This window comes from Streptomyces sp. NPDC053367 (assembly GCF_044545925.1).
Lineage (GTDB): Bacteria > Actinomycetota > Actinomycetes > Streptomycetales > Streptomycetaceae > Streptomyces.
Map to the genome: position 1 here is coordinate 1 of NZ_JBITYN010000022.1, position 8000 is coordinate 8000.

Sequence of the window (8000 nt, forward strand, 5' to 3'; positions counted from 1 at the left end):
CCCACACGGCGGCCGGCGGCCAACGCCAGCTCCACCCACGCCGTACCCGGCACGATCGTCACTCCCAGCACGACGTGGTCGCGCACCCACGGCTGGCTGTCCATGGACAACCGACCGGTGAACAACCATTCGTCGCGGTCCCCGAGGTGTACGGCCGCCGCCAGGACCGCGTGATCCATCCGGTCGAGACCCGCCGCCGTGACATCGCCCTGCGCCGACGGCGTCAGCCAGTAGTTCTGTCGCTGGAAGGCGTAGGTGGGCAGTTCGACCCGCTGCGCGCCGGTACCGGCGTAGAACGCCTCCCAGTCGACGCCGACACCAGCGGTGTGGGCGTGGCCCAGGAACCCGGCGAACGTCTCGATCTCAGGACGCTTGCCCCGCAGGGCCGGAATGAACGCCGCCTCGGTGTCGTCCTCGACGCACTGACGGGCCATCGCGGTCAGCACCGCGTCCGGACCCAGCTCCAGGAAACGCCGGACACCCAGGTCCCACAGGGTGCGCACACCGTCGGCGAAGCGGACCGCCTGACGGACGTGGCGCACCCAGTAGTCCGCGTCGAAGCCCGTGACCAGCTCACCCGAGACGTTGGAGACGACCGGGATACGCGGCTCGCCGTACGTCAGCCGCACGGCGACCGCACGGAATTCGTCGAGCATCGGCTCCATGCGCGGCGAATGGAACGCGTGCGAGACCCGCAGACGGCTGGTCTTGCGGCCCTCCCAGCGCGGGAGCCACTCCTCCACCGCGTCCTCGTCACCCGAGACCACGACCGCCAGCGGACCATTGACGGCGGCGATCTCCAGACGACCTTCGAAGCCTTCGAGGGACTCAGCGACCTCCACCTCACCGGCCTGCACCGCGACCATCGCCCCGCCCGAAGGCAACGCGCCCATCAACCGGCCACGAGCCACCGCCAGTTCGGCCGCATCCGCCAGGGAGAGAACACCCGCCACATGCGCGGCAGCGATCTCACCGACCGAATGCCCGATCAGGTAATCGGCACGAACACCCAGCGACTCAGCAAGCCGGAACAGGGCCACCTCGACCGCGAACAACGCAACCTGCGTGAACTCCGTCGAGTTCAGCACATCGCTGTCAGCAGCGAGCAGTTCGCGCAGGGAACGGCCCAGTCGCGGGTCGACCTCCGCGCACACCTCGCTCAGCGCCCGCTCGAACACCGGGAACTGCGAGGCCAGCTCCAGACCCATACCCGGCCGCTGAGACCCCTGACCGGTGAACAGGAACGCCGACTTACCGGCAACAGCAGACTCACCGTCCGACACGTCGGCCAGACGCGCCAGCAGCTCGTCCCGGTCCGCAGCCACGACCACGGCACGCCGTTCCAACAACGCCCTAGACGTCACCAGCGAGTACGCCGTGTCCACCACGGACAGCTCCGGCCGCGAGGCAAGGTGCGCCCGCAGCCGCTCCGCCTGCGCCCGCAGCGCCACATCGTTGCGCGCCGACAGCACCACGGGAACGGTGCCCGGCGAACGCTCGGCCGCCGGACTGACGTGGACGCGATCCTCGGCGGGGGCCTCCTCCACGATGATGTGCGCGTTCGTACCGCTCACACCGAACGACGAGATGCCCGCACGACGAGGACGCCCGTCCGAAGCCCACTCACGCGGCTCGGTCAGCAGCCGGACCTCGCCCGACTCCCAGTCCACATGCGGCGACGGCTCATCGACATGCAGGGTCGGCGGCAGCATCCCGTGCCGCATCGCCATCACCATCTTGATCACACCGGCCACACCGGCCGCAGCCGACGTATGACCGATGTTCGACTTGATCGAACCCAGCCACAGCGGGTCACCAGCCCGCTCACGGCCGTACGTCGCCAGCAGCGCCTGCGCCTCGATCGGGTCACCCAGCTTCGTGCCCGTGCCATGACCCTCGACCGCGTCGACCTCGGCAGGGCTCAGCCCCGCACTTTCGAGGGCTTGGCGGATCACCCGCTCCTGAGAGGGGCCGTTGGGGGCGGTGAGGCCATTGCTGGCGCCGTCCTGGTTCACCGCGGTGCCGCGGACCAGGCCGAGGATGCGCCGGCCGTTGCGGCGGGCGTCCGACAGGCGCTCCACCACGAGTACGCCGGCGCCGTCGGAGAAGCCGGTGCCGTCCGCCGAAGCCGAATACGCCTTGCAGCGGCCGTCGCCGGCCAGGCCGCGCTGGCGGCTGAAGCCGATGAGCAGGTCGGGCGTGGCCATGAGTGAGATGCCGCCGACCAGGGCCATGTCGCACTCGCCGGCCCGCAGTGCCTGCCCGGCGAGGTGCAGGGCGACGGCGGAGGACGAGCAGGCCGTGTCCACGGAGACCGCCGGGCCTTCGAGGCCCAGGGTGTAGGCGACGCGGCCGGACACCACGCTCATCGTGGTGCCGGTGAGGTGGTAGCCCTCCAGCTCGGGGACCATCGTCGCGTGGTAGCCGGACGAGACGGTGCCGGCGAACACGCCGGTGTTGCTGCCGCGCAGCGTCGTCGGGTCGATGCCCGCGTCCTCGAACGCCTCCCACGACGTCTCCAGCAGCAGCCGCTGCTGCGGGTCCATGGCCAGCGCCTCGCGCGGGCTGATCCCGAAGAAGTCGGCGTCGAACTCGCCGATACGGTCGACGAATCCGCCGGTCTTCGTGTACACCGACCCGACCTGGTCGGGGTCGGGGTCGTAGAGCCGTTCCAGGTCCCAGCCGCGGTCGGCGGGGAACGGGCCCATGGCGTCCCGGCCGGACGCCACCAGCTCCCACAGCTCCTCCGGCGAGGACACACCACCGGGGAAGCGGCAGCTCATACCGACGATCGCCAGGGGCTCGCCGGCGTCCACGCGGCGCGGCCTCTTCGTACGCGGGCGACCGACCACGCCGTCCAGCGAGATCTCCGCCACCAGCAGTCGCGCGACAGCGGCCGGGGTGGGGTGGTCGAAGACGAGTGTGGCGGGCAGCCGCACTCCGGAAGCCTGGGTGAGGCGGTTGCGCAGCTCGACCGCGCTGAGGGAGTCGAAGCCGAGCTCGTTGAACGCGCGGCCGGGATCGACGGCGGTGGCCGAGGCGTGGCCGAGCACGCTCGCCACCTGCTCCAGCACCAGTTCGAGGGCGACCTGCTCGCGCTCCGCCTCGGGCACGCCCGCCAGGCGCCGGGCGAGGGATCCGCCGGCCTCCGCGCGTCGCGCCGGGAGGGGCGCAAGTCCGCGCAACACGGCCGGGATCGTGCCGGCCCTGGCCTGGGCGCGCAGCACCGCCATGTCCAGCCGGACCGGCGCGAGCAGGGCTGCGTCCGCCGTCAGAGCCTGGTCGAACAGTTCGAGGCCCAGCTCCCGCGTCAGCGGCTTGGAGCCCATGCGTTCCAGGCGGGCCAGCTCCGACCGGCCCAGCTGCGCCGCGATGCCCGCGGTGTCCGACCACAGGCCCCAGGCCAGCGACACCGCCGGCAGGCCCGCCGCCCGGCGCGACGCGGCGAGCGCGTCCAGGGCGGCGTTCGCCGCAGCGTAGTTGCCCTGGCCCGGGCTGCCGATCAGGGCCGCCACCGACGAGAACAGCACGAACGCCGACAGCTCCATCTCTGCCGTCAACTCGTGCAGATGCCACGCGGCTTCGACCTTCGGCCGCATCACCCGCTCGACCTGCTCACGCGTCAGCGACTCGACCACACCGTCGTCGAGGACACCCGCCGCGTGCACCACGGCCGTCAGCGGACGCTCGACCCCACCGAGAGCGGAAGCGAGCTGCTCACGGTCGGACACGTCACAGGCGACGACCTGGGCCGCACACCCCAGCTCCGCGAGCTCCGCCACCAGCTCAGCGGCACCCTCGGCCTCCGGACCCCGCCGGCTCAGCAGCAACAGATGCCGCACACCGTGCCCGGTGGCCAAGTGCCGCGCGAACTCCGCACCCAGACCACCCGTACCACCGGTGATCACCACCGTGCCGTCGGCATCGAACGCCGTCTCCGTCTCGCCGGCGGAGCCCCGGGACAGCCGCGGGGTCAGCAACCGGTCGCCGCGGACGGCAAGTTGCGGCTCGTCAAGGCCGAGCAGCGCGGCCCATTCCGGGGCGTCGCCGTCCACGTCCTCGTCCACCAGCAGGAACCGGCCCGGGTGCTCCGACTGCGCACTGCGCACCAGGCCCCAGGCGGCGGCCTGGGCGACGTCGGGGACCCCGCCGCCGACGGACACCGCACCCCGGGTCACCACCGCCAGCGTGGCCCCGCCGAGCCGCTCACTCGCGATCCACCGCTGTACGAGGCCCAGTGCCTCGACCGCGGCCGCCGTGGCCTCCTCGGCTCCGACGGCCGCCAGCACCAGCTCGGGCACCGGGGCGCCGTCCGCCACGGCCTGTTCCAGCGCGGCCAGGTCCTCGAACGGCTCGCCCTCCGCCGGAAGTCCGCCGAGTACAGCGACCCGCGCGGACCGGCCGGAGCCGGCCGTGACCGGGGCCCAGTCGAGTTCGTACAGCGAACCCTCAGTCCTGGCGGCCTGCTTCAGCTGGGCCTGGTCGACCGGGCGGAACACGAGCTTGTCCATGCTGAGCACCGGCTCGTCGTTCTCGTCGACGAGGTCGATGCGGAAGGCGGCCGCACCCGCGGGGACGAGTCGGGCGCGGGCCCTCGCGACGCCGGTGCGGCTGAGCTGGACGCCGTTCCAGGAGAAGGGCATCACCAGCGTGTCGTCCGGCTTGTCGCCGAACAGTGAGCTCTGCACCGCGGAGTCGAAGAGTCCGGGATGGATGCCGAAACCCTGCGTGTCTGCGTCGTCCGGCAGGGCCAGCTCGACGTAGACGACGTCGTCGTCCTGCCACGCGTCGACGACACCCTGGAACAGGGCGCCGTAGTCGTAGCCGATGTCGGCCATGCGGGTGTAGAGGGCTTCCGCGGAGAGACGCTCGGCGCCCTCCGGCGGCCATGCCACGTCCCAGGCCGGTACGGCCTCGGCGTCCGGCCCCAGCCAGCCGCGCCCGTGACAGGTGGCCTGGCCCTGCTCGTCCGTGTCGTCGCCCTCGGGGCGCGAGAAGATGACGAACTCGCGGCGGGCGTCGTCGTCCGCGTGACCCACGATGATCTGGAGCCGGCGCCCCACCGCCTCGTCCAGAGCGAGCGGGGCCTCGATGACCAGCTCGTCGAGTACGGGGCAGCCGACCTCGCGCCCGGCGGCCAGAGCCATCTCGACCAGCGCCACACCGGGCACCACGACCGCGCCCATGACGACGTGGTCACGCGTCCACGGCTGGGCCTCGGTGGAGATCCGGCCCGTGAACAGCCACTCGTCACGGTCCCCGACAAGCGCCCTGCCGGCCAGGACGGGGTGGTCGACGGGAATGAGCCCGGCCGCCGACACATCACCCCCCGCCGTACCCGGCGTCAGCCAGAACCGCTCCCGCTGGAAGGCGTAGGTGGGCAGTTCGACGCGCTGCGCGCCGGTACCGGCGTAGAACACCGGCCAGTCGACGCCGACACCGGCGGTGTGGGCATGGCCCAGGAACCCGGTGAACGTCTCGACCTCGCCGTACTTGCCCCGCAGGGCGGGGATGAAGGCCGCCTCGGTGTCGTCCTCGACGCACTGGCGGGCCATCGCGGTCAGCACCGCGTCCGGACCCAGCTCCAGGAAACGCCGGACACCCAGGTCCCACAGGGTGCGGACACCGTCCGCGAAGCGGACCGCCTGACGGACGTGACGTACCCAGTAGTCCGCGTCGAACTCCGTGACCAGCTCACCCGAGACGTTGGAGACGACCGGGATACGCGGCTCGCCGTACGTCAGCCGCTCCGCGACCGCTCGGAATTCGTCGAGCATCGGCTCCATGCGCGGCGAATGGAACGCGTGCGAGACCCGCAGACGGCTGGTCTTGCGGCCCTCAAAGCGCGGGAGCCACTCCTCCACCGCGTCCTCGTCACCCGAGACCACGACCGCCAGCGGACCATTGACGGCGGCGATCTCCAGACGACCTTCGAAGCCTTCGAGGGACTCAGCGACCTCCGCCTCACCGGCCTGCACCGCGACCATCGCCCCGCCCGAAGGCAGAGCACCCATCAACCGGCCACGAGCCACCGCCAGTTCGGCCGCATCCGCCAGAGAGAGAACGCCCGCCACATGCGCGGCGGCGATCTCACCGACCGAATGCCCGATCAGATAGTCGGCACGAACACCCAGCGACTCAGCCAGCCGGAACAGAGCCACCTCGACCGCGAACAACGCCACCTGCGTGAACTCCGTCGAGTTCAGCACATCGCTGTCAGCCGCCAGCAGCTCACGCAGAGAACGCCCCAGCCGCGGGTCGACCTCCGCACACACCTCACTCAGCGCCCGCTCGAACACCGGGAACTGCGAGGCCAACTCCAGACCCATACCCGGCCGCTGAGAACCCTGACCGGTGAACAGGAACGCCGACTTACCGGCAACAGCAGACTCACCGTCCGACACCTCGGCCAGACGCGCCAGCAGCTCATCACGGTCACCGGCCACCACCACCGCACGGCGGTCCAGCAACGCCCGCGAGGTCACCAGTGAGTAGGCGACGTCAGCGACCGACACCTCACGGTCCCCCGCGAGATGGTCTCGCAGCCGCTCCGCCTGCGCCCGCAGGGCCACATCGTTGCGCGCGGACAGCACCACCGGCACCGTGCCGGCGGGCCGTGTCACCTCGCTGGGCGCGTCCTCGGACGGCTCCTCGGCGGGCGCCTCCTCGACGATGATGTGGGCGTTGGTACCGCTGACGCCGAACGACGAGATGCCCGCCCGGCGGGGGCGGCCGTCCGCGGCCCACTCACGCGGCTCGGTCAGCAGCCGGACCTCGCCCGACTCCCAGTCCACGTGCGGGGAGGGCTCGTCGACATGCAGGGTCGGCGGCAGCGTGCCGTGCCGCATGGCCATGACCATCTTGATGACACCGGCGACACCGGCCGCGGTCGACGTGTGACCGATGTTCGACTTGATCGAGCCCAGCCACAGGGGCTCGCCGTCCCGCTCACGGCCGTACGTCGCCAGCAGCGCCTGCGCCTCGATCGGGTCACCGAGCTTGGTGCCGGTGCCGTGGCCTTCGACGGCGTCGACCTCGGAGGGGCGCAGTCCGGCGTTGGCCAGGGCCTGGCGGATCACCCGTTCCTGGGAGGGGCCGTTGGGTGCGGTCAGACCGTTGCTGGCGCCGTCCTGGTTGACGGCGGAGCCGCGGATGAGGCCGAGGATGCGGCGCCCGTTGCGCTGGGCGTCGGAGAGCCGCTCCAGGACGACGAGGCCGAGGCCGTCGGAGAAGCCGGTACCGTCCGCCGACGCCGAATACGCCTTGCAGCGGCCGTCGGGGGCCAGACCGCGCTGCCGGCTGAACTCCATGTGCAGGAAGGGGCCGGACAGCACGGTGACGCCACCGGCGAGGGCGAGGGAGCACTCGCCGGCCCGCAGGGCGTTCACCGCGAGGTGGAGGGCCACGGCGGAGGCCGAGCAGGCGGTGTCGACGGACACGGCCGGGCCCTCCAGGCCGAGGCTGTAGGCGACACGGCCGGACACCACGCTCGTGGTGGAACCGGTCAGGCGGAAGCCCTCGATCTGCGGGAGGGCTCCGGCGGGCATGGCGGCGTAGTCGGAGGGACCGACGCCGCAGAACACGCCCGTGCTGCTGCCGCGCAGGGCGTTGGGGTCGATGCCGGCGTCCTCCAGCGCCTCCCAGGCGGCCTCCAGCAGCAGGCGCTGCTGCGGGTCCATCGCGGTCGCCTCGCGCGGGCTGATCCCGAAGAAGTCGGCGTCGAACTCGGCGGCGCCGTCGATGAAGCCGCCCTCCCGGGCGTACACGGTGCCGAGCCGGTCGGGGTCGGGGTCGTAGAGTCCCTCCAGGTCCCAGCCGCGGTCGGCGGGGAACGGGCCGATGGCGTCGCCGCCGGACGCCACCAGCTCCCACAGCTCCTCCGGCGACGTCACGCCGCCGGGGTAGCGGCAGCTCATGCCGACGATCGCCAGCGGCTCTCCGTCACGGGACTCGTACTCGCGAAGGCGCGCGCGGGCCTGGTTGAGGTCGCTCGCCATCTT

Annotated in this window: 1 pseudogene; it reads right to left on the reverse strand. The window is 71.9% G+C overall.

The annotated features are described in order from the left end of the window. Positions 1-7943: pseudogene (locus tag ACIGXJ_RS36875) on the reverse strand (SDR family NAD(P)-dependent oxidoreductase); the annotation flags it as partial. Positions 7944-8000: the final 57 nt, after the last annotated feature.